The sequence below is a fragment of the Streptomonospora sediminis genome, assembly GCF_054778995.1.
In genome coordinates, this window is record NZ_BAAGYZ010000021.1 from 70595 (window position 1) to 90862 (window position 20268).

The 20268-nt window shown below is 72.2% G+C and carries 17 protein-coding genes; all 17 read right to left on the minus strand.

Features of this window, described 5'->3' with window-relative positions; all coding sequences use genetic code 11:
* Nucleotides 1-6: 6 nt before the first annotated feature.
* Nucleotides 7-2604, minus strand: a complete 2598-nt coding sequence (locus ACYVD5_RS05865; RefSeq protein WP_461000038.1) for an L-aspartate oxidase — start codon at nt 2602-2604, stop codon at nt 7-9.
* A gap of 114 nt (nt 2605-2718) precedes the next feature.
* A complete protein-coding gene (gene panC, locus ACYVD5_RS05870; RefSeq protein ID WP_460999878.1) occupies nt 2719-3591 on the minus strand; it encodes a pantoate--beta-alanine ligase in 873 nt (290 codons plus the stop codon).
* Between the two features lie 31 nt (nt 3592-3622).
* Entirely contained in the window at nt 3623-4516 is an 894-nt protein-coding gene (locus tag ACYVD5_RS05875; protein ID WP_461000039.1) for a Rossmann-like and DUF2520 domain-containing protein, read from the minus strand.
* 226 nt (nt 4517-4742) lie between these two features.
* A complete protein-coding gene (locus ACYVD5_RS05880; RefSeq protein ID WP_460999879.1) occupies nt 4743-4985 on the minus strand; it encodes a DUF320 domain-containing protein in 243 nt (80 codons plus the stop codon).
* A gap of 797 nt (nt 4986-5782) precedes the next feature.
* Nucleotides 5783-7201: a PH domain-containing protein gene (locus ACYVD5_RS05885; protein ID WP_460999880.1), complete on the minus strand. Its 1419-nt coding sequence runs from the start codon at nt 7199-7201 to the stop codon at nt 5783-5785.
* A 1388-nt stretch (nt 7202-8589) separates the two neighbouring features.
* Nucleotides 8590-9210 (minus strand): PH domain-containing protein, encoded by a 621-nt coding sequence (locus ACYVD5_RS05890; RefSeq protein ID WP_460999881.1) that lies wholly within the window; start codon nt 9208-9210, stop codon nt 8590-8592.
* Between the two features lie 189 nt (nt 9211-9399).
* Nucleotides 9400-9936, minus strand: coding sequence for a DUF3180 domain-containing protein (locus ACYVD5_RS05895; RefSeq protein ID WP_460999882.1), 537 nt, complete (start codon nt 9934-9936; stop codon nt 9400-9402).
* Nucleotides 9937-9965: 29 nt separating this feature from the next.
* The gene (gene folK, locus ACYVD5_RS05900; RefSeq protein WP_460999883.1) at nt 9966-10481 is read right to left on the minus strand and encodes a 2-amino-4-hydroxy-6-hydroxymethyldihydropteridine diphosphokinase; all 516 of its coding nucleotides are present in this window, start codon (nt 10479-10481) and stop codon (nt 9966-9968) included.
* A 90-nt stretch (nt 10482-10571) separates the two neighbouring features.
* Nucleotides 10572-10955, minus strand: coding sequence for a dihydroneopterin aldolase (gene folB, locus ACYVD5_RS05905; RefSeq protein ID WP_460999884.1), 384 nt, complete (start codon nt 10953-10955; stop codon nt 10572-10574).
* Entirely contained in the window at nt 10952-11404 is a 453-nt protein-coding gene (locus ACYVD5_RS05910; RefSeq protein ID WP_460999885.1) for a nuclear transport factor 2 family protein, read from the minus strand. Before ACYVD5_RS05910 ends, folB begins: the two co-directional genes overlap by 4 nt.
* A complete protein-coding gene (folP, locus tag ACYVD5_RS05915) occupies nt 11401-12252 on the minus strand; it encodes a dihydropteroate synthase (RefSeq protein WP_460999886.1) in 852 nt (283 codons plus the stop codon). Before folP ends, ACYVD5_RS05910 begins: the two co-directional genes overlap by 4 nt.
* Before the next feature lie 387 nt (nt 12253-12639).
* Nucleotides 12640-13236 carry a GTP cyclohydrolase I FolE gene (folE, locus tag ACYVD5_RS05920; protein WP_461000040.1) on the minus strand — a complete coding sequence of 199 codons (597 nt, stop codon included), beginning with the start codon at nt 13234-13236 and terminating at the stop codon, nt 12640-12642.
* Nucleotides 13237-13262: 26 nt separating this feature from the next.
* On the minus strand, nt 13263-15386 hold the full coding sequence (gene ftsH / locus ACYVD5_RS05925; RefSeq protein ID WP_460999887.1) for an ATP-dependent zinc metalloprotease FtsH: 2124 nt from the start codon (nt 15384-15386) through the stop codon (nt 13263-13265).
* Nucleotides 15387-15852: 466 nt separating this feature from the next.
* Nucleotides 15853-16407: a hypoxanthine phosphoribosyltransferase gene (gene hpt, locus ACYVD5_RS05930; RefSeq protein WP_460999888.1), complete on the minus strand. Its 555-nt coding sequence runs from the start codon at nt 16405-16407 to the stop codon at nt 15853-15855.
* A 212-nt stretch (nt 16408-16619) separates the two neighbouring features.
* Nucleotides 16620-17618, minus strand: coding sequence for a tRNA lysidine(34) synthetase TilS (gene tilS / locus ACYVD5_RS05935; RefSeq protein ID WP_460999889.1), 999 nt, complete (start codon nt 17616-17618; stop codon nt 16620-16622).
* Between the two features lie 25 nt (nt 17619-17643).
* Nucleotides 17644-18786: a zinc-dependent metalloprotease gene (locus ACYVD5_RS05940; protein ID WP_461000041.1), complete on the minus strand. Its 1143-nt coding sequence runs from the start codon at nt 18784-18786 to the stop codon at nt 17644-17646.
* Nucleotides 18787-18925: 139 nt separating this feature from the next.
* Nucleotides 18926-20233, minus strand: coding sequence for a D-alanyl-D-alanine carboxypeptidase/D-alanyl-D-alanine endopeptidase (dacB, locus tag ACYVD5_RS05945; RefSeq protein ID WP_460999890.1), 1308 nt, complete (start codon nt 20231-20233; stop codon nt 18926-18928).
* Between the last annotated feature and the right edge of the window lie 35 nt (nt 20234-20268).

Here is a 20268-nt window from a genome sequence, read left to right on the forward strand (position 1 = left end):
AGGATCTCAGCGAATGTCCCGAAGATCGAGTGCAATGTCCAGTGCAGGACTGGAATGGGTCAAAGCTCCCACGGCCAGATAGTCCACCCCGGTGGCGGCCACCGCGGCCGCGTCGGCCGGCACCAACCCGCCACTCGACTCCAAACGCGCACGTCCGGCCACCGCCGCGACCGCTTCGCGCAACTCCCCGACCGTGAAGTTGTCCAACAGGATCTCTGTAGCACCGGCGGATACGGCCGGTTCGATCTGGTCTATCCGGTCGACCTCGACCTCCAGTGGGATGCCCGGGTAGGCGTCGCGCACCGCGCGCACGGCCTCGGCCACTCCCCCGGCGGCCAGCACGTGGTTGTCCTTGATCAGCGCCGCATCGGCCAGCCCGAAGCGGTGGTTCACCCCGCCGCCGCAGCGCACCGCGTACTTTTCCAGCGCCCGCAGGCCCGGGTGCGTTTTGCGGCTGTCGCGGACCCGGGCACCCGTGCCCGCGATGGCGGCCACCCAGCCGGCGGTCGCGGTGGCGATTCCGGACAGGTGCGTGAGCAGGTTCAGCGCGGTCCGCTCGGCGGTGAGCAGATCGCGGGTGCGGGCGGTGACGCTCATCAGCACGTCGCCGCGGGCGACCCGGTCGCCGTCGGCCGCATGGCGCTCGACCTCCAGGACGCCCCCGGTGACCGCGGCGAAGACGAGTTCGGCGGCAGGCAGCCCCGCCACCACACCGCCGGCTCGCGCCACCACATCGGCGGTGCGCACCTGGGCGGCCGGGATCGTGGCGGCGGTGGTGACGTCGGTGCCGGGCCCGCCCGCGCCGCCGGGCAGGCTCAGGTCTTCCCGCAGCGCCGTATGCACCCGGTCGAGGATGCCGGCCGCTCCGCCGCCGCGGTGCTCACCGGACCGCGCGATGGCGTCCAGTTCGGCGCCGAGCGTGCCGGCGAGCGGGTCGGCGGCCACGGGAGCCGTTCCGCGGTCTCCGTCGAGCCCCACGCGGACATTGATCCGGGCCGGAACCGGGGCGGACGGGGTTTCGGCCGCCGCGCGGGAGTCGGCGCCCACCCGCAGCAGTGCCGAGTTCACCAGTGCGGTGGCGACCGTGAGCAGGTTGGTCGCCTCCCACGCGTCGGTACCGGGCCGGGCCGCTTCGTTGGCGGGGTCGGCGGCGATCCCGGCCAGCTCCGCCAGTGCCGCACGCAGCCCCGCCTCGTCGCGCACCACCCCGGCGTAGCGGGACATTACTGTGCGGATCCGGGTGACGGCGGCGGGCGCGACCAGGCCGCTGGGGCCGGCGGGCCCGGCGGGGCCCGCGGCGGCGGAGCGCGCCAACGGCTCGGCAGGCTCGGGCCCGGTGCGTTCGGCCAGGTCCTCGGCGGCGCGGTGGGCGAACACCACGCTCTCCAGCAGCGAGTTGGAGGCCAGCCGGTTGGCGCCGTGCACGCCGGTGCGGGCGACCTCGCCCACCGCGTAGAGGCCGCTGATACCGGTGCGGCCGCGCAGGTCGGTGCGCAGCCCGCCCGAGGCGTAGTGCGCCGCCGGGGCAACCGGGATCGGTTCGGTCACCGGGTCCACGCCGTGCTTGCGGCAGGAGGCGAGGATGGTGGGGAAGCGCTCCTCCCACATCGCCGCGCCGAAGTGGCGGGCGTCCAGCAGCACATGGTCGGCGCCGGTGCGGGCCATCGCCGCGGCCATGCCTTGGGCCACGACATCGCGGGGGGCGAGGTCGCCCAGCTCGTGGCGGTCGGGCATGAACCGGTGCCCGCCGGTGTCGAGCAGGAACGCGCCCTCGCCGCGCACCGCCTCCGAGATCAGCGGCTGCTGGCCGCGCGACTCGGCGCCCAGCCACAGCACGGTCGGGTGGAACTGCACGAACTCCAGGTCCTCGGCCGTCGCACCGGCGCGCAGGCCCAGCGCCAGGCCGTCGCCGGTGGAAACCCCGGGGTTGGTCGTGGAGGCATAGACCTGGCCGATCCCGCCGGTGGCGAGCACGACCGCGCGCGCCCGCACCCGGCCCACACCGTCGCGCTCGCCCTCGCCGATGACGTGGACGGTGACACCGGCGGCCGCAGGCGCGGACCCGGGGCCGGCGGGCCGGGCGGTCAGCAGGTCGGGCGCGAACGCATGCTCGATCACCTCGATGCGCGGGTCGGCGGTGACGGCGTGTACCAGCGCACGCTCGATCTCGGCGCCGGTGGCGTCGCCGCCCGCGTGGGCGATGCGGCGGGCCCGGTGGCCGCCCTCGCGGGTGAGCGCCAGGCGGCCGTCGGCCGAGCGGTCAAAGGCCGTGCCGCGCTCGATGAGCCAGCGCAGCGCCTCGGGGCCGGCGGTGACCAGGGTGTGCACGGCCGCCGTGTCGCACAGCTCGCGTCCTGCCACGACCGTGTCGACCATGTGCGCCAGCGGCGCGTCGGAGGGGTCGGTGACCGCGGCGATCCCGCCCTGGGCCCAGCGGGTCGAGCCGGTGGAGAGCAGGTCCTTGGTCACCAGCACCACCCGGCCGTGCGGCGCAAGCTCGGTATAGCGCAGGGCCGTGCTCAGTCCGGCGATGCCGGAGCCGACGACCACGGTGTCGGCCGAGGCGGTCCAACCCGGTTCGGGCGCGGCCAGCCTGCGCGGCAACGAGAGCGGGAGTGCGGGCGCAGACGCAGGTGCAGGTGCGGGTGGGAGTGGCGTGTCCGGCACCGCGGATCCTCCTTCATCCAGGGTGCCGCCGCCTGCCGCGGGGGAAGCGGTTCACAGGGTGAGCGGCACGTTGTCGATCAGCCGGGTCTGACCGACGCGCGCCGCCACGAGCAGTACGGCCTCGCCGCGGAAGTCGCTGGGGACCTCCGCAAAGGTGTGCGCGTCGACCAGGGACAGGTAGTCCACGGCGACCGGTGGGTCGCCCGCGGCGGCCTCGTCGAGAACTGCGCGGGCCGCACTGACAATACCGACCGGCCCGGTGACCGAAGCGTCCGCCCCGGACAGCAGCGCCTTGGACAGGGCCAGGGCGCTGCGGCGCTCCTCGGGAGTGAGGTAGGCGTTGCGGCTGGAGGAGGCGAGGTTGTCGGGGTCGCGCATGGTCGGTGCCGCGGCGACCGCGATCGGCATGTTCAGGTCGCGGACCATCCGGCGCACCAGGGCGAGCTGCTGGGCGTCCTTCTGCCCGAACACGGCGGCATCCGGCCGGACCAGGTTGAACAGCTTGTTCACCACGGTCAGCACGCCGCTGAAGAAGCCCGGCCGGAACTCGCCCTCCAGTACCTCGCCCATGGCGCCGGGGTCGATCCGCACGATCTGCTCGCCGGGGTACATGTCCTCCGCCGACGGGGCGAACACCAGGTCGGCGCCCTCCTCGGCGCACACCGCCAGGTCGGCGGCAAGGTCGCGCGGGTAGCGCGCGTAGTCCTCACCGGGGCCGAACTGCAGCGGGTTGACGAAGATACTGACCACGAGCGCGTCGGCCTGCTCGCGGGCCGCGGCCATCAGCGCGCGGTGGCCGTCGTGCAGTGCTCCCATGGTGGGGACCAGGGCGACGCGGCCCAGGCGGGAGCGGAGCTCGGCCAGCTCCTCGGACGTGCGGGCGAGCGCGGGCGCGGTGCGCGGTGCTTCGGCGGGATCGATCATGGGGGTGTCTCCCTGGGTCCGGGGGATTCGCTCACGCTTGGAGGACGTCCAGCAGGCGTTCGGCGTCGTGCGGCTTGAGCAGTCCGGCCGCCAGGGCGCGGTCGGCGGTCAGCCGGGCCAGCGCGATGTAGGCGGGCACGCTCTCGGGCGAGTGGCGGCGCAGTTCGCCGATGTGGGCGGCCACGGTCGCGGTGTCGCCGCGCAGGACCGGGCCGCTGAGGCCGTCCATACCCAGCCGCAGCCCGTTGTCCAACGCAGCGCCGAGCAGCGGACCGAGCATGCGCGCCGGATGCTCCACACCCGCGGCCCGCAGCAGCGAGGCACTCTCGGCGACCAGCGTGACCAGGTGGTTCGCGCCGCCGGCCAGGGCCGTGTGGTAAAGCGCGCGGTGTTCCTCGGGAATCCACACGGGCTCGGCGCCCATCTCGACGACCAGCGCCTCGGCGATGGGCCGCAGCGTATCGGGGGCGGTGACACCGAAAGTGCAGCTCACCAGGCGGTCGATGTCCTCGTCGCGGCCCGTGAACGTCATCACCGGGTGCAGGGCCAGCGGCAGCGCCCCGGCTGAGGTGGCCGGCGCGAGTACGTGGTGGCCGTGGCTGCCGCTGGTGTGCACCAGGAACGTGCCGTTGACGTCGACACCGGTCTCGATGAGCCCGCGCACGAGGGGTTCGAGGGCGTCGTCGGGGACCGTGAGCAGCACCAGGTCGGAGCCGGCCACCACCTCGGCGGGTTCCGCGATACGCGCCGCGGGCAGCCGCCGTGCGGCCCGCTCACGGGAATGCTCGGACACCGCGGAGGCGGCGACAACCTGATGGCCGGCCCGCTCCAGCGCAGCGCCGAGCACCGAACCCACCCGGCCCGCGCCGACAACGCCGACCCGCAGCCGGGCCGGCCGCTGCGTGTTCTCGTCCGCCTGCTGCATCGCACCTCGTTCCAGTCCACCCGGGGTACCGGACATCTGCGCGGCCAGCTTACTTACCGCCGGCGGCCGTGCGGGCCACGCCGTCCCGCCGGGCCCGCCCGCCGACCGCGCTGCAGGACCCGGCGGCGCCTGCGGACAACAGAGAGCCGGCGCCGCCCCGCGGGACGACGCCGGCTCGTGGCTCAGCATGTGCTCCCCCAGCGCGGGAGCACGAGAGCGGTGTTGGTTACTCCCAGACGCTTGCGCCCGACTTGTGGCAGGCGCCGCCGCCGTTGCCGAGAACGCCGATTCCGTTGCCGCAGACGTTAACGGGGACGTTCAGGTCGGCGACGATCTGGTTGCCGCCCAGGAGCGACCCGTTGCCCGACGTCATGATGTCATCGTCGGCGGAGGCGCTCGGCGCGCTCGCGAGGATCGCACCGGCAGCGGCGGCGGTGAGGGCACTGGCGACCAGAGTCTTCTTCAGCACGTGGGTTCCCCTTATGCAGGCCGGACGGCGACACCGCCCGGCGTGTTCGACTGTGCGTGAGAACACGATTACACATCGCGTCCAGTCACCAATCTAGCCACACGCCACCCCCTGTGTCCGGCATTTTCATCAACTCCACGAATGTGAATAACCGGCCGCAATCATTCAGGCACCCTGCGTGGCGGGAATTGTCCGGACATTCCACCACCAACCTCCAGCCTCAGTGGCACGCAGGCGCCACTTGTGTGACACACGCCACTTTGGTCAACACCGGCATCTCCGGGTGCGGGCATGGTTGCGGGCCGGGTTGCCGAAGCCGAATCATCGCGATCTCGACCATGGTGAGGGGTGGAGGGGTGGAAGCGGTGGAGCGGCAAGGCGGTGGGGTGGCAACCATGGCGGCCACGGTCCGCTGGGCGGCCTTGTGACCGGCCGGGTAACGGGCGGCCTACAGGGAAAGCGGAACCAAAGACGACTCGGGCTTCGGTCGACCGCCACGAGTGCCGTGCACAGGTGGTGGCGGCCGCAACGGGGGCGGCGGTGGCAGGCGGCGTTGCGGCCGACCGCGCTGCCTTGTTTCGTCCCGCCCGAATCAGCACGCAATCCGGGCATCTCAGGAGTAATACGTCAGTTGTGAACCCATCGGCGCCCTCGGTGCCGCCTTTCTCTGCAGACCACCCGCCGCCCGGCAGACCACAAGGCCGCGCAGCCGACCGGTCGCCGCAACGTTGCAAATGCTCAGTACGGTCGGCGACCGGCAACCGCGGCTGGGTGTGCGGTCATCCGCTCAGCGGTCGTTAAGCAGAGGTATTGCCGTCGGCCGCCGCGTCGCTGCGGGTGGCCCAGCGCTCCGGGCCGGCATTCAATCGGCGGGCGGTGTGCCCGTAGGCGGCCATGCCGTCGACGATCCGGCGCGCCTCGCCGATCTCGCAGCCGGTGGCCCGTGCCCTGATGGGTCCGGGCGGGGTGTCGACGTCGACGGTGGCCACGCCGCGCCGCCGGCTGAGCGGTCCCGCGCTCATCCGGATGGTCTGCGTCCGGGTGTGCGGCACGATCTCGGTCACCTGGCACACGATGCCGCGGCGCGTCGCGAACAACCGGTCGTCGACACCCACGGCGCCGTCGCCCGGTCGCCCGCTCGCGGCAGGGCGCATTACCGGCGTGTGCGCGACGTCGGTCCCGGGGAACAGTTCGCCGACCAGCAGATAGCCGAGCCGCCGCGGGACGACCGGGAGCAGCGTCGAGGAGTCCATCTGCCGCTCGCCGACGTAACCGGCCACGTTGGCCTCGACCCGCACCACCCCCAGCGCCCGCCACAGCAGCGGTTCGACGATGCGGACGGCCTGCACCCGCCCCGGCGGCACGGTCTGCATGCGGGCTTGGAAGGCACCGTAACGCAGCCGCAGTCCGTCCGGGGACAGTGAGGCGTAGAAGTCGGTGTAGCGCATGAGCGGGCCCAGGAAGCCGCGCATCAGCCCCAGCAGCAGTGGCACGGCGCCGCCGAGCACCCCGGCCTCGAAGATGCCCGTACCTGCACCCACGGCCATGCCGGCCGCTATGAGCAGCACGAACAGCATCACGCTGCCCAGCACGGGCAATCGGAACGCGAGCGCCCCGAGCAGCAGTCCGAACGGCAGCTTGTAGAACGGCCACTCCGGGGCCTCGGGTGTGGCGCCCGAGAGCCCGGCCGCGTGGGCGAGCAGGGTCGCCCGCAGGCGCTCGGCCCGGCCCCAGCTGAGGTAGCGCAACCGGATCTCGCTGGAGTCGCCGCCGGCGAGCTCCACGCGCAGCTCGGCCAGCCCGAGGACCTGCATCAGCAGCGGCCGCACAACGTCGACGGCCTGCAGCCGGCTCAGCGGGATCTCGCGCGAGGACCTGCGGAGCAGGCCCGTGTGCACCACGAGATGGTCCTCGCGCAGGCCAAAGGAGGAGTTCCACCAGGCCAGCAGGGTGAACGCGACCGCGCCGCAGGCGATCGCCAGCGCCATGAGCAGCACCCAGGCGAGCCCGAACTGGAGCAGCAGCGGCCCGGGAAGGGCAAGGAAGACGACAACGGCCAGCAGCACTTGGAGCGGCACGGTCGCCCAGTGGGTGCGGTGGGCGCCGCGGGTGATGTCGGGCTCGTTCGCCTGCTGGTGTTTCTCGGGCCCGCGCTGCGCAGGAGCGGCAGGTGCGGAGCCCGGCGGAGTCTCGGCTGTGGGCGGCAGGAAGCGCACGTGCCCGCCGCCGGAGGTGTCGACGGGCTGCGGGGCAGGGCCCCGCGGCGGTCCAGGCGGGCCGGGAGGCAAACCGGCCCCGGGCGCCTGGCCGGGAGCCGGTCCCGGCGCGGAGGGTCGGCCCGGGGCGGCGGACGGGCCCTGTGGATTCTGCCGGTGCTGGGACTGCTCCGGGTGCGCCTGCGGACCGGCGGCGGGCGGCGGCTGCGGCGAGGCGGCCGGGGGCGCCGGTGGATGCGCCCACTCTTGGGCGGCACCCGTGTGCCGGGGGTCCGCAGCGGGCGGTCGAGCAGGATAGGCGGTAGCGGGCGGCGGGCCGGTCGCCGGTGTTGCGGGCGCGGGAGCGAACCGGGGCTGTCGGCTCCCCCGGTTCGGCGGTCCGGCGGTCGAACGGCCGGGCTGGTCGCCGGCAGACCACTCGACCGGGACACCTGCCGCGTTGATACCGACAATGGTGCCGCCCGGTGACGCGTCGGCGCCGGAACCGCCCGCGGGCTGGTCATCGGGTCGCTCGCCCGACCCGTGCTGTCCGGATTCAGCGGACTCGCCGGCTCCGCCCCGAGCCGCGTCCGCGCCGCCGGTGCCCTCGGCGGTGTCCGCGCCGTCAGTGCTGACAGCCCCATCGGCAGATCCGCCAAGGTCGGCGCCGCTGCCGGCCGCGGTCTCCGCACCTTCCTCGGGCGCGTAGAACGGACGCTCATCCGCCGGCGGCGGCGCAACCTGCTCCGAACGGTGAGTATCGGTTGGAGCGGTCACCGGCCGCAGTCCAGGGATCTCGCGCCGCGGCGGTTCCTCGTCGAAGGCCCAGGCGTCGGGATCGCCGTCGTCCTCATCGCCGCCGTCGTGATCAGCACCGCCGCCCACCGGATCCCGGCCGCTGCCGTATCCCCCGGCGCCGCCGGAACCGCTCGACCGGCGCGGTTGCGCAGTCGGCTCGCGATCGTCCGCCGCAGCCGCGGCGCCTTCGGTGTCCGCCGGGGACCGGCTTTCGGCTCGGGCAGCCGGACCACCGGGGTCTTCGGGGGCCTCGGGGATTTCCGAGTCCTTGCTCTCGTTCGCAGCATCGCAGGCGCGGATTCCGGAGCCGGGTTCGTCTTCGGGTCCGCCGTCTGCCGCCGGCTCGTCTGCACCGGCGTCCGGTTCCGCGGCGAACCAGGCCGCCCCGCGCCGGTCGCCCGGCCCGTGGCCGCCGCGAGCCGGGTTGGCTGGATCGGCCGAGTCAGCAGGGTCAGCGGAGCCGAACCACGTTCCGCCGGCGGGCGGCTCCCGGCGGGGGTTCGCTTGGTGATCGTGCGGCTCGGCTGAACCGCCGCCGGGCCCGCGGCTCTGGTCGTCGGCGGGTCCGCCGGTGTCGGCTCCGGGCCCGTTGCGGTCGGCGTTGCTCACGGTCACAACCCCGTAGAGAAGGTCTCGCTGCGGGCGGCCAGACGGTCGCGCAGCTGTACGGCGTCGTCCAGCAGCAGCCCCGGGATGCGGGTGTCGGCGGTGGTGGCCGCCGTGCGCACCTGCACCGTGGCCGTGCCCAGCGCCTGTTCCAGCAGGTCGGAGGTGACGTCGACCACTTGCATCCGGCCGTAGGGGATCACGACGAGCTGGCGGGTGGCCAGGCCGTAGGTAAGGTACAGGTCGGTTTCGCCTTCGGCGTAACCCCAAGTGCCGCGGATGAGGTCCGCCGCCCACCAGCCGCCGGCGCCTGCACCGGCGACCAGAATGGCCCAGAGCAGGGCCCACGGCCACCCGGCCACCCACAGCGCGGCCCCGCCCAGCAGCAGCACGGGCACGAGCACCGCGAGCAGGACGAAGCGGCGGTACCAGGTCAGCGCCGGGGCGACCCGGTTCCATGGCGCGCCCGCGGGCGCGGCAAAGGCGGCGTCGATGCGGGCGGCCTGTTCGCCCTGGCCACGGCCTTGGGCGGAGTCCGGGGCGCCCTGGCCGGGCAGCGCGCCGCCGGCCTCGGGCGGGCCGGAGGCGGTTTGCTGAGAGTCTGGCTCAGACGCGGCAAAATCCACTATTCCAGTCAATCATCCCGATGCCATTCCGGGGCGCCGCCGCGCACAGGACCGATCGAACCAGTCCGCAACCAGCCATTTCGGACGCCACCCGGCGTGCCGCGCCCGGCGTGTCCCGGACCCGCTCGCCGCTGCCTGCGGTTCCGCACACGCGCGGTTGTCCACAGCCTGTGCAGCACCGGCGGCTCGTCAGGTCTTGGGGCCGTTCGGCTCGTCCTCGCCCGGTACACGGCAGGCGTACTCCAGAAACAGCGCCGCCACCAGCAGGACGATGGCCGCCAGCAGGGTGCCGCCCGCCGTCAGCGCGTCCGTGCGGGCATCGACCGCCGTGAGGCGGCCGGCCAGGGCGGTCAGCATTCCGGCGAAACCGCCGATGGCCACCGACGCGAACATCGCGCTGGCCTTGGCCAAGGCCACCAGGCGGGCGGCGCTCAGCGGTTCGATGGGCTCGGTGCCGGGCACCCGCTGGATCCGGCGCCGGGTGTGCACGGCCGCGATCGCCTCGGCTGCGGCGAGCAGCAGCAGTGTGGGGATCGCGCTCCACGGCAGCATCGGGATGGACGCGTAGACGCTGTCGACCACGAGGTAGGTAAGCACCGCCGCCACAACGGCGATGCCCAGCGGCACGCGCCACCCGGTCGGCCCGATGCGGCCCGGCCCGCCCTCGCCGCCGGAGCCGTGTTCGCCGCCGTGCTCTTCGGGCCGGTCCTCGTTGTCGTCGTACACAGTCCTCACAACCTCGTCGGCGGCCACGCTCAGACCCGCAGTTCCAGATCGTCCCGGCGGTGCAGTTCCTGGTCGGCGACACCGGCGAGCAGGTCGCGCACTGCGCCGCGTCCGGCGATCTCGGCGCCGGGGTCGATATCGGCCCAGGGCCGCAGTACGAACGCCCGCTCGTGGGCGCGCGGATGGGGCAGGGTGAGCCGGGGGTCGTCGCTGAGCTGCCGGTCGACCGCGATGATGTCGACGTCGAGGACCCGCGGCCCCCAGCGCACGTCGCGCACCCGGCCCAACGCCTCTTCCACCGACTGCGCGCGCTCCAACAACACACCCGGGGGCATCCGGGTGTCGGCGGCGATGACGGCGTTGAGGAACGGTCCCTGCTCGGGTCCGCCCACCGGTGCGGTCTCGTAGACCGGTGACAGCGCCACCGGCTCCAGGCCGGGTGCGTCGAACAGCGCGTCGACGGCGTTCTGCAGCGCGGCCAACCTGTCGCCGACATTGCTACCCAGCGACAGCACGACCCGCCGCGGAGCCACGTTTTCACTCATCGCCCACCGCCCCTTTCGTCCACCGCGTGCTGCGGTCCGCGCCCGGTGCCCGGGGCCGTTGCCGCCGGGGGCTCGGCTCGCCGCACTCGTTCACCCGCTTTCACGCACGATCGTGACGGCGACGTCGCCGAACGCGTGCGGGATGGGCGCCTGGGGTTTGTGCACGGTGACCTCGGCCCGGCGCACCCGGGCCTCGGCCAGACACACCGCCGCCAGCCGCTCGGCCAGGGTCTCGATCAGGTCGACCGGATCGCCGCGGACCACCGCCACCAGGCGCTCGGCGAGTTCGCCGTAGTGCACCGTATGCGCGAGGTCATCGCTGCGCCCGGCCTCGCGCAGGTCGACGTGCAACACCGCGTCGACCACGAACTCCTGGCCCTCGCGCCGTTCCTGCGGCAGCACCCCGTGGTATCCGCGGGCGCGCAGCCCGCTCAGCCGGATGCGGTCGGAGGAGGCGTCGGAGGCATGGGTCAAACCGGGTCACCGTCCTGCTCGTCGCCGTCGTCGTCGAGCAGGACCGGCGAGGCATGGTGCGACCACAACCGCCAGCCCTGGGACGTGCGCACGAACAGGTTGGTGGTGACCACCTGCCCGCCCGCGACGAACCCGGGGTTGTCGTCTTCGGCGGTGAGCACGTTCTCCTCGCAGGTGACCATGGCCACCTCGCCGCCGACACCGATGTGGGTCTCGGTCAGCACGTACTGGATGTAGGGAACGTTGGCCATGATCAGCGCCCAGGCGCGCATGATCTCGGCGCGTCCGCGCAGCAGCGGCCATCCGGGGTTGATGCAGACGAGGTCGGGAGCCTCGTCCTCCTCGGCCCATACGCGGCGCATCAGGTCGATGTCGCCGTTCTCGATCGCACCGTAGAACTGCGCGTTGGCCTCGGCCACGCGCTCCATGACCTCCTGCCGGGATTTCACAGGCCGCTCCGGCCGATGGGTTCACCGCGTCCCGCATCGAGCAGCGCACCGCCGGAGCGCCAGGCTCCGGCGACCCGCACCGCGTCGGCGTTGGGCAGCACGTCGTGTACCCGGACCGCCCAGGCGCCCTGAGCGGCGCAGAGCGTGGTCAGTGCGAGAGTGGCGTCGTCGCAGCCGGTGAAGGCGCGTTCGTTGCCGTCGGTGTCGCTGAGCAGCCGGCTGAGGAAGCGCTTGCGGGAACCTGCGATCAAGAGTGGGCGCCCCAAGTCGTTGAAACGGTCGAGATGGGCGAGCAGTGCCCAGTTGTGGGCGCGGTCGGGCAGTTTCGAGAACCCGAGCCCGGGGTCGAGGACGATCTGGGCGGGGTCGACGCCTTCGTCGACCATGGCCGCCATGCGGTCGCGCAGTTCGTCGTGGACCTCGCCGACGACGTCGGCGTAGCGGGCGCGGTCCTGCATCAGGTGGCTGTGGCCGCGCCAGTGCATCAGTACGTAGGCGACACCGGACGCCGCGACCAGGCGCGCCATGGCGGGATCCGCCAGGCCGCCGCTGACATCGTTGACGAGCCGTGCTCCGGCCGCGACCGCGCGTTCGGCGACCTCGGCGCGCATGGTGTCGACGCTGACGGCGATGCCCTGGCCGGCGAGTTCGCGGACCACCGGCTCGACGCGGCGCAGCTCCTCATCGCGGGATACCCGCTGCGCCCCCGGGCGAGTGGACTCGCCGCCCACATCGACGATGTCGGCGCCGTCGCCGGCGAGCCGGACACCGTGCTCGATGGCGGCGGCGGTGTCGAACCATTCGCCGCCGTCGGAGAACGAGTCGGGCGTTACGTTGACGACGCCCATGACCAGGCACCGCTGCCGCACGGGCAGGCCGGGAAGGTCGGCGCCCGAAGGGAGCGGGGCGGGCCCTGCGGCGGCGCCCTCCCACTGCTGGGATCCGTTCGCTTCGATAGCCGTGATCTTTTCTTCCCCTCACGCTCGTGGACCGCCGCGGCCGGGGCGCGGGCGGCGCCCGCCCTCATCCGGGCCGCTGAACGGCGGCGGAGTGCGCCGCGGCGGACCGGCCGATCTTGCCGATCAGCCTACGAGACCCCCGGCTTCCGCTGCGACCCGCCATACGATCGATCATGGGAGTTCACCCAGTCTCAGTGGCGGGGCCGGGCGGCGGAACCCGCGCCGGCACCGGCGGCCGGAGCGCCGCGGGCCCGGCACGCGGGTGTTTCCGAGGGCTCAGTGCTGGCCGAGGATCAGGCTCATGGCCTCGGCGCGGGTGCGGTCGCGGTTGCGGAAGTCGCCGCGCACCGCGGAGGTGACGGTCTTGGCGCCGGGTTTGCGCACCCCCCGCATTGTCATGCACAGGTGCTCGGCCTCGATCACCACGATCACCCCCCGCGGTTCCAGGTGGCTCATGATGCCGTCGGCGACCTGGGTGGTCAGCCGCTCCTGCACCTGGGGGCGGCGGGCGTAGACGTCGACCAGCCGCGCGATCTTGGACAGCCCGGTGATCTGGCCCTTGCTGTTGGGGATGTAGCCGACGTGGGCGCTGCCGTAGAACGGGACGAGGTGGTGTTCGCACGTGGAGTACAGCTCGATGTCGCGGACCAGCACCATCTCTTCGTGCCCGGCCTCGAACACCGTGGTCAGCACGTCCTCGGGCTGCTGGTTCAGCCCGGCGAACTGTTCCTCGTAGGCCCGCGCGACCCGCGCCGGGGTTTCACGCAGGCCGTCGCGGTCCGGGTCCTCGCCGATGGCCAGGAGGATCTCCCGGACCGCTTTCTCGATCCGCGGGTGGTCGACCGCCTTGTTCGCGGGTACGACCAGCGGGATTTCGTCGGGATCGGGGGATTCGGCGCTCACGCCTGGTCCCCGGGCTCGTCTTCGGATTCGCCCTGCGGGCGTTCGCGGCCGTTCACTCCGCCGGTGGACGTACCGCCCTCGGCGTGCTCGCCCTGCCGGTCGGACTCGCCCCAGGGCTCGCCGCCGGAGTAGTCGACCTGGCCGTTGCCCGCCGACAGTTCGTCCAGGTCGCGCGGCCCCATCAGGGCGAGTTCCTTGGGCGTCTGCACGGGCGGGCGGGAGGACGGCTGGCGCTTGCCGTAGCCGGTGTAGGAGCCTCGCGAGGGCCGCTTGGTGATCGGCGCGAAGATCTCCAGGACCTCCTCCTTGGACAGGGTCTCCTTGTCCAGCAGGTGCAGCACCAGGTCGTCGAGGACGGCGCGGTACTCCAGCAGGATCTCCCAGGCTTCGTCGTGGGCCGACTCGATGAGGCGGCGCACCTCTTCGTCGATGACCGAGGCGATCTCCTCGGAGTACTCGCGCGAGTGCGACATCTCGCGGCCCAGGAACGGCTCGGTATTGCCGCTGCCGAACTTGCGCGCACCCAGCCGCTCGCTCATGCCGTACTCGGTGATCATGTTGCGGGCCAGGCTGGTGGCCTTGTCGATGTCGTTGGCCGCACCCGTGGTGGGCTCGTGGAAGACCATCTCCTCGGCGGCGCGTCCGCCCAGCATCATCGCGAGCTGGTCCATCATCTCCGAGCGCGACGTGAGGAACTTGTCCTCCATCGGCACCGACATGGTGTAGCCGAGCGCGCGGCCCCGCGGCAGGATGGTGATCTTGTGGACGGGGTCGGCGTTGGGCAGTGCGTGGCCCACCAGGGCGTGGCCGCCCTCGTGGTAGGCGATGACCTTTTTCTCGGAGTCGGACATGACGCGGGTCTTGCGCTCGGGACCGGCCATCACGCGGTCGATGGCCTCTTCCAGGGTCGCCATGTCGATCTCGTTGTGTCCGGCACGGGCCGACAGCAGTGCGCCCTCGTTGACGACGTTGGAGAGGTCGGCGCCGGTCATGCCGGAGGTGCGGCGGGCGATGACGTTGAGATCGACGTCTTCGGCGACCGGCTTGCCCTTGGCGTGGACCTCGAGGATGCCCTTGCGGCCCTCCATGTCGGGGCGGTCGACGACGATCTGGCGGTCGAAGCGGCCCGGGCGCAGCAGCGCGGGGTCGAGGATGTCGGGGCGGTTGGTGGCGGCGATCAGGATGACCCCGCCCTTGATGTCGAACCCGTCCATCTCGACCAGCATCTGGTTGAGGGTCTGCTCGCGTTCGTCGTGGCCGCCGCCCATGCCGGCGCCGCGGTGGCGCCCCACGGCGTCGATCTCGTCGACGAAGATGATGGCCGGCGCGTTGGCCTTGGCCTGCTCGAACAGGTCGCGCACCCGCGAAGCGCCCACACCGACGAACATCTCGACGAAGTCGGAGCCGGAGATGGAGTAGAACGGCACACCGGCCTCGCCGGCGACCGCGCGGGCAAGCAGCGTCTTACCGGTGCCGGGGGGACCGAAGAGCAGCACGCCCTTGGGGATCTTCGCGCCCATCGACTGGAACTTCGAAGGGTTCTGCAGGAAGTCCTTGATCTCCCCGAGTTCCTCGATGGCTTCGTCGGCCCCCGCGACGTCGGCGAACGTGCTCTTGGGCGTGTCCTTCGTGATCAGCTTGGCCTTGGACTTGCCGAAGTTCATCACACGGCCGCCGCCGCCCTGCATCTGGTTCATGATGAACAGGAAGATGGCGATGATCAGGACCAGCGGCAGGAAGCTGAACAGCAGCGACACGAGCATGCTGTCCTGCGGGACCTCGATGTCGTAGGACTGCAGGTTGCCGCCCTGGTCGGCGTTGCCGCCGTCCTGCTCGAGGTCTTCGAGTTGCTGCGCGATCTCCTGGCCCTGGCCGGCGACCCAGTAGGCCTCGTAGACCTTGCCGCCGGTGGTGGTCAGCTCGATGCGCTGTTCTTTGTCGATCAGCCGGGCGTTGTCGACCTTGTCCTGAGCGATCAGGTCGAGGACCTTGGAGGTGTCGACTTTCTCCGGTTCATTACCGGAACCCGGTCCGATGAACTGGAAGACGGCGAACAACATCACCAGGCCGACGAGCAATATCCACAGCCATGGCCCGCGGTAATAGCGCTTGAGATTCATCTATCCGGAACCCCGCTGGGTCCGTCCCTCCTGACCAGGCGGCTTGCCCCGAAAACCGCAGGGGTCGGCACGGCCTCAGCAGCGGACGCCGGCGCCTGTGCGCCGTGTGCGCAACCCGCACTGTTGGTCGAGAAGCCCCATGTGGCCGCCGGAAGCGGAACCTATCGGACACTTTCCTATATTCGCTGCGGAGGCGCGCAGTGTGTACGCCTGCCCGCAGAGTCCCTACAGCTACGCCGGGATAACCGACGGTACACCCCGTTCATTACCAGGTGCACTGACGTCTCCCTGCGTTCGCGGACGGTGTACAACCGTCATGTCTCAAACGTACAAGGAGGGGCGCGTTGTTCCCGCTCCTGCGCTCCGGCTACCGCTGCATCATCGCACCGGCCTGCCCCCGCAGGGACCATCGGCCGCAAAGCCCGCCGTGCCCCTGCCGCAGCGGGCGCGGGCCCGAGGGCACCGGTCAGCTCTGGTAAACGTGCTCGGCGAGGGTGCCGATGAACGGCAGGTTGCGGTACTTCTCGGCGTAGTCCAACCCGTAGCCGACGATGAACTCGTTGGGCACGTCGAAGCCGATGTAGCGCACGTCCAGGTCCACTTCGAAGGCGAGCGGTTTGCGCACCATCGTGCAGATCTCGACCGACTCGGGTCCGCGCGACCGCAGGTTTCCAACCAGCCACGACAGTGTCAGCCCGGAGTCGATGACGTCCTCGACGACGAGGACGCTGCGGTCCTTGATGTCGATTTCGAGGTCCTTGAGGATGCGCACGACCCCCGAGGAGGTCGTGCCTGCCCCGTAAGAGGACACCGCCATCCAGTCCATCTCGCACGGGTGGTGCAGTTCGCGGGCGAGGTCGGCCATCACCATGACGGCGCCCTTGAGGACACCGACGAGCAGCAGGTCCTTGCCGGCGTAGTCGGCGTCGATCTCGGCCGCCATCTCGCTCAGCCTGGCACTGATCTGGCTCTCGGTCGCCAGGACCTTCTCCAGATCCTCGCCCATGTCTTTCGCGTCCACGCTTGGCTGACCTCGCTGCTCAGGTCGGAGTTGGCAGAACGTCCCCAGAATAGACGGACACCGCGCGGCGCCCGTCCCCGCCCGCCGTGCTCGGCGGCGGCACCGCCCTGATACGCGGCACACGCGCACCGCTGTGCGGCCGCTGTACCCCGCCTGCCCCGGCACCGGGCGGGCCATGGTGAGTTGGGCCACCACGGCCGCCCGATAATCCGCTACCCCGGATCCGGCGCCGCCCGATCAAAAGAGATGCGGCCCTGTTCGCGCAGCCCGCGCACCCCTCCGGGCAGGTCGATGTGCGCCTGACCGCGCCAGTCGGCCACCAGCCGGTCCAGCTCGGCGATATGGACCGCGCCCAGTGCGCCCGCCGGCGCCCCGGCGGCGATCGCGGCGCGGCGCAGCAGCCTGGTGCGTACGGCGCGCGGCAGCTCGGCCAGCGCGGCGGCGTCGAGGACCCCGCCGCTGCCGGAACCCGCGCGCACCTGCGCGTCGGCGGCATCGGCCCAGCAATCCAGCGCTTCGGCGTCGTCGCGCAGCAGGTCGGCGGTGCGGGCCAGCGCCTCGGCGATCCCCGGCCCCAGTGTCGCCTCCAGGACCGGCAGCGCATCGCGGCGCACCCGCGAGCGCGCGTAGGCCGGATCGGCGTTGTGCGGATCGCTCCACGGCACCAGCCCCATGTCGGCGCAGGCGGTGTGCACCTCGGCGCGGGAAAGCCCCAGCAGGGGCCGCAGGTAGCGCCCGGTCCGCGCGGGCATCCCGGCCAGCGAACGGCCGCCCGAGCCCCGCGCCAGGCGCAGCAGCACGGTTTCGGCCTGGTCGTCGCGGGTGTGCCCCAGCAGGACGGCGGCCGCCCCCAGCCGCTCGGCCGCCCGGTCCAAAGCGGTGTAGCGCGATGTGCGGGCCGCGCCCTCGGGGCCGCCCTCGGCACCCACGTGCACCGCTGCGCTCTCAGCGGGGTCCAGGCCGACGGCGCGCATGGTGGCGGTGACCTCGGCCGCGCGGTCGGCCGAGCCGTCCTGCAGCCCGTGGTCGACGGTGATACCGCCGGCGCGCAGCCCCAGCCGCGGGGCCGCGAACGCGGTCGCGCCGGCCAGCGCCAGCGAGTCGGCGCCGCCGCTGCAGGCCACCAGCACCAGCGAGTCGGGCGCCAACCCGGCCAGCGTGCCGCGGACGGCGCGGCGCACCGCGGCGACCGCGGCGGGCGGACCGCTCACGGCCGGCCCCCGGCCGCGACCCGAATCACCCGCCGGTCGAGCCGCCCGGGGCCCCGGCCGCAGGCGGCGGCCCGGAGGGGCCTTCGCCGAACTCCTGCGGCAGCGCCGCCGGGCGCACGACCCGCTCGACCCAGGAGTCGGGGTTGCGGATCTCCTTCATGGTCGGCAGAGTCTCCGGCGACTCCCACACGCGGTTGAACTCGGCCATGCCCACCTGGGCGACAACGGAGCGCACGAACGCCGCGCCCTCCTCGTACTGCTTCATCTTCAGGTCGATGCCCAGCAGCTGGCGGATGAGCTTGTCGATGCGGTTTGCGCCCTCGCGGCGGCGCTGGAAGCGGCGCCGGATCTCGGCGACGGAAGGGACGACCTCGGGGCCGACCGCGTCCATCACGTAGTCGCCGTGGCCTTCGGCGAGGGTCATGACCGCGGTGATGCGGTCCATGATCTCGCTCTGTTCCTCGCTCTGGAAGACCTCGACGAGGTTGCCCTCTCCGCCGCGCACCGCATCGGCAACGGCCTCGCCGGCCGAGCGCAGCCGGGCGAGCACATCGGCGGCGTCGATGTTGGAGGCCAGCAGCATCTCCTGCATCTGGCCCTGCACGTAGTCGCGCAGCCAGGGCGTGGAGCTGAACTGCATGCGGTGGGTCTCTTCGTGAAGGCACACCCACAGCCGGAAGTCGCGGGGGTCGACGTCGAGTTCGCGCTCGGCGTGCACGATGTTCGGCGCGACCAGGGTCAACCGCCCCGTCGGCGCGCTGCCGTCGGGGTCGGGCGGCAGGAACAGTTCGTACTGCCCCAGCACGCGCCCGGCGAGATAGGAGAGCACGGCACCCAACTGGACCCCGGTGACCCGGGACCCGACGACCGTGGTCAATGTGCCCGCGGCCCCGTTGGACTGCGCACCGCCGAGGCGGTCGAGGATGGGCTCCAGTACCACGCGGAACCCGTCGACGTTCGATTTGATCCAGCCCGGACGGTCGACGATGACCGCTGGTCCGGCCGGTTCGAGAGGTTTCATACCGGTGAACTCGCGTACGTGGCCCTGCGCGGTGACGGACAGCTCGCGAAGCTGCGCCACGGCCTGGCGGGCATCTGCGAGGTCCACCTGCGGGCCGGGCCGCACGAGTCGGACTCCGGTGCTGACGGCTACGTCCCAGTCGATCAAACTCACGCATTCACCGTACCTACGAAATCGCCGATCGGGCGCTGGGCGCGGCGATTTCCGGGATTCCTCAGGGATGTTCCCGACGGCGGCCTCGGCATGGGGCCGGTCGGGCCCGGGGATCCGGGGCCGGGGCCGGGAGCTAGCTGCAACCGCATTCGGCGATGGCGGCGGCGAAGGTGTCGAGCGTGCCGCCGTATGCGGACGGGTCGTTGAGCATGAACGCGAACGCCAGCAACTGCCCGTCGGCCGTGTAGGACGTTCCCGCCAGAGTGCTCACTCCGCTGAGGGTGCCGGTCTTGGCGTGGACGCGCCCGGCGCCGGCCTGCGCGCCGCTGTCGTCGGTGTAGCGCTCGGCAAGGGTGCCGGTGAAGTGGCCGGTGGGCAGGCCTCCGACCACCGGGTAGAGCCCCGGGTGCTCGGGGTTGGCGGCCAACCGCACGAGCTTGACCAGGGCCTTGGGCGTGATGCGGTTGTTCACCGACAGGCCGCTGCCGTCTTCGAGGTGCACGCCTTCGACACCGAGTTCGGCCATGACCTCGTCCACGCCCTCGGCGCCGCCGGCGAAGGATGCGCCGTGGCCCTGGGCGAGGCCGATCTGGTGGAACAGCGCCTCGGCGATGTTGTTGTCGCTTTCCAGCAGCATCCACTCCACCAGGGCGGCAAGCGGCGGTGACTGCACGGAGGCGATGGGGTCGGCGCTGTCGGGGGCCTCGGCGGGGCTGGGGTCGCCGGCGACCTCGATACCGGCCGCCTCCAGCTGCTCGTGGAAGGCGTCGGCGGCGACCCGGGGCGGGTTGCCGACACGCTCGCTGTAGTGCTCCTCGGGGTGGACACGGCCGCCGTCGAGCATGAGGGCGTGCACGGTCGAGGCGCTGCCTTCGTCAATATAGCCCGGTTTCCAGCCCGGCGCCATGTCCGAGCCGCGGTAGAGCGAGTCGTCGTAGCCGAGCTCGACCGAGTCGGTACCGGACTCTTGCAGCGCGGCGGCGGTCTTGGCCGCCAGGTCCTCCATGGTGGCCGGGCTGGGGACGTGCTCGAAGGAGCCGTCGGTGCTGATGGTGGGATCGCCGCCGCCGACGAGCACGATGCCGCCGTCGTCGTCGCGGACCACGTCGGTGGAGAGCCGCGCCTGGGGACCCATGGCGTGCAGCGCGGACACTGCGGTGACAACCTTGGTGGTGGAGGCGGGCACAGCGGCCTTGCCGCCGTTGCGGGCGAACAGGCGTTCACCGGTGTCGGCATCGGCTACATATGCATAGAGGCCATCGCCGGCTTCGGAGTCCGACATGGGACCATCGAGCTTGTCCCGGAGCCGCTCCGGATCCACCTGGGCGGTGTCCCGCGGTGCCGCATCCGGCGCGTCCTCGGCGAAGGCGACAGGGTAGGTCATGGTCGCGGGGGGCCGGGAACCGATGACGTCGATCGCGACAAGGCCTGCAACCAGCACGAATATGTTGAGGACGGCCAAGGCGAGCAGAGCTC